The following is a 2920-nucleotide window of genomic DNA, read 5'->3' on the forward strand; positions in this document are numbered from 1 at the left end:
AGCCTCACCGGCCCGAAACTCACACTGCCGGTGGCGGTCACGGTGTTCCCGCGCGACATCCCGCACCCGCCGCGCAGCTGGATCGAGAACACGTAGACTCGGAACACGTTGCGCGCCGACACCTCCCACGCCGCCCGCACCCTCGACCTGCTCGGGCCCGGCGCGCTGGTGCTCAGCACCGCCGCCGCCGTCCTGATCGCGGCCGGACTGTGGCCGCGTCTCCGGGAGTACCGATGACCACGCGAAGACCGATCCGATCCATTCCGCTGGCCGCCCTGGCGGCGACCGCGCTGTTCACCGCCGCCTGCGGCGACGACAGTCCGCCGCCGCCCGCGCCGTCGACCCGGGTGCCCAGCTATATCGAACCGCCGCTGCCCTCGGGAGCCGTGGTCGCGCAGGCCCAGACCACGCCGCCGCCCCCGGTCCCGGACTGCGGGGATCCGACGGCCGGGCTGCGGCCCAACGGGATTCGCAGCGGGCCCGACATCGATGCCATCCGGGCGCGCGGGCGGCTGCTGGTCGGGCTGGATCCGGGCAGCAATCTGTTCAGCTTCCGGGATCCGAGCACCGGCGCGCTGGCCGGTTTCGACGTGGATATCGCGCGGGAGCTGGCGCGGGATCTGCTGGGCGATCCGGCCGCCGTGGAGTACCGCATCCTCTCCTCCGCCGACCGCGAGAAGGCGCTGGTAGAGCACACCGTGGACGTGGTGGTGAAGACCATGACCATCAATTGCGAACGGCGGCGGTCGGTCACCTTCTCCACCTCGTATCTGACGGCGCATCAGCGGGTGCTGACCGTGCGCAATTCCGGGATCGAGGGGCTCACCGATCTGGCGGGCCGACGGGTGTGCGTGGCGAGCGGCACCACCTCGCTGGACCTGATCCGCCGGCAGCAGCCCGCCGCGTCCATCCTCACCGTGCCGAGCTGGGCCGACTGCCTGGTGGTGTTGCAGCAGCGGCAGGTGGACGCGGTCAGCACCGACGACACCGTGCTGGCCGGGCTGGCCGAACAGGATCCGGCCACCGAGGTGGTGGGGCCGAACCTGAGCACCGAGCAGTACGGCATCGGCATCTCCAAGGGGTCCGACGATCTGGTCCGCTTCGTGAACGGCACCCTGGAACGCATACGCGCCGACGGCACCTGGAATCGGCTCTACCGGCGCTGGCTGTCCACCGAGCTGGGCGACGCCGCCATTCCGCCGCCCCCGAGGTATCAGGACTGACGATGACCACACCGTCCGATCCGAACCCCGTCGAGCCCGGTGCGACTCGCGCAACCCCGCGCGAGGAGGCCGCCGGGCCGCACTGGCCCGCGCGCACCGAGGTCACGACGCGCTCCGAACCCGACGACGGTCCGGAATTCGAGCACACCGAGGCGACCCTGCGGACCGAGGCCACGCAGGCCGCCCCTCGCACCCCGGACGCGCCGATCGAACCGGAAGAATCCGCTGCGGCGCAGAGCGTTTCGGGCGAGCACAGCGTTTCAGGCGAGCAGAGCGTTGCGGGCGAGCCGCGCACTCCCACCCGGCCGTCGCAACGCACCGCGCGCATGACGCGCCCGCGGCCGGTGGTGCGACGGCTCGGGGCCGGGCTGGTGCCGATTCCCGCGGTCGAACCGGTGGATCCGGAAGCCGCGGTGCTCGACGATCCGGTGGTGGCCGAGGGGCGTCGATTCTGCTGGCGCTGCGGCAAACCGGTCGGGCGGGCCACCCCGACCCGGCCGTCGACGACCGCTGGCACCTGCCAGACCTGCGGCGCGCCTTACGATTTCCGGCCCTCGCTGCATCCGGGCGAACGGGTGGCGGGGCAGTACGAGATCCAGGGCTGTATCGCGCACGGCGGGCTGGGCTGGATCTATCTGGCCATCGACCGCAATGTCAGCGACCGCTGGGTGGTGCTCAAGGGCCTGCTGCACGCCGGTGACGCCGAGGCCCAGGCGGTCGCGGTGGCCGAGCGGCAGTTCCTGGCGGAAGTCGCGCATCCGAGCATCGTGAAGATCCACAATTTCGTGGAGCACGCGAGCGCGGACGGGACGCCCATCGGGTTCATCGTGATGGAGTACGTGGGCGGGCATTCGCTGCGCGATCTGCTCGATCATCATGCGCCCGAACGGATGCCGGTCACCGAGGCCATCGCGTACCTGCTGGAGATCCTGCCGGCGCTGGACTACCTGCATTCGGTGGGGCTGGCCTACAACGATCTCAAACCCGACAACATCATGATCACCACCGATCGGGTGGAGCTCATCGACATGGGCGCGGTCAGCCAGTTCGAGGCGTACGGAAACCTGTACGGCACCAGGGGATATCAGGCCCCGGAGATCGCGCACACCGGGCCGACGGTGGCCTCCGACATCTACACCGCCGGACGCACCCTGGCGGTGCTCACGCTGCAACTGCCGATGGAGCGCGGCGCGTACACCGACGGCATCCCCGACCCCAAGGACGAGCCGGTGCTGGCCCGGCACCAGTTCTTCTACCGGCTGCTGCTGCGCGCCACCCACCCGGACCCGGAGCGCCGCTTCGCCTCCGCACGGCTGCTGGCCACCCAGCTCACCGGTGTGCTGCGCGAGATCCTGGCCGTCGAGACCGGCAATGAGCATCCTCAGCTCTCGCCCCTCTTCAGCCCGCCGCGCACCAGTTTCGGCACCGGTGAGCTGATCGCGCAGACCGACGGCATCATCGACGGCATCGCCCGCGACACCCTGTTGCAGCCCGGCGACGTGGTGGCGGCGCTGCCGGTGCCGATCATCGATCCCGGCGACCCGTCCGCACCGCTGCTGGCGGGCGCGGCCCACCCCGAACCCCGGCACGCCCTCGACGAGTTGCGGCACGCCCGGCAGCGCGCGGCGGCCGAACCCGGTGGCGCGCCCGAGACTTTCGAGGTGGAGGTGACGCTGGCCGAGGCCCGCGCGCACCTG

General features: G+C 71.3%; 3 protein-coding genes. All 3 read left to right on the forward strand.

Going from position 1 to position 2920, the window contains the following annotated elements:
* The first annotated feature begins 108 nt into the window (after nt 1-108).
* Nucleotides 109-237 (forward strand): hypothetical protein, encoded by a 129-nt coding sequence (locus tag ACWELQ_RS42670; RefSeq protein WP_452402675.1) that lies wholly within the window; start codon nt 109-111, stop codon nt 235-237.
* The gene (locus ACWELQ_RS42675) at nt 234-1223 is read left to right on the forward strand and encodes a glutamate ABC transporter substrate-binding protein (protein WP_452402676.1); all 990 of its coding nucleotides are present in this window, start codon (nt 234-236) and stop codon (nt 1221-1223) included. Before ACWELQ_RS42670 ends, ACWELQ_RS42675 begins: the two co-directional genes overlap by 4 nt.
* Nucleotides 1224-1225: 2 nt before the next feature.
* On the forward strand, nt 1226-2920 hold a 1695-nt coding region (locus tag ACWELQ_RS42680), incomplete at its 3' end, for a serine/threonine protein kinase (protein WP_452402677.1).

This window comes from Nocardia sp. NPDC004722 (assembly GCF_053601505.1).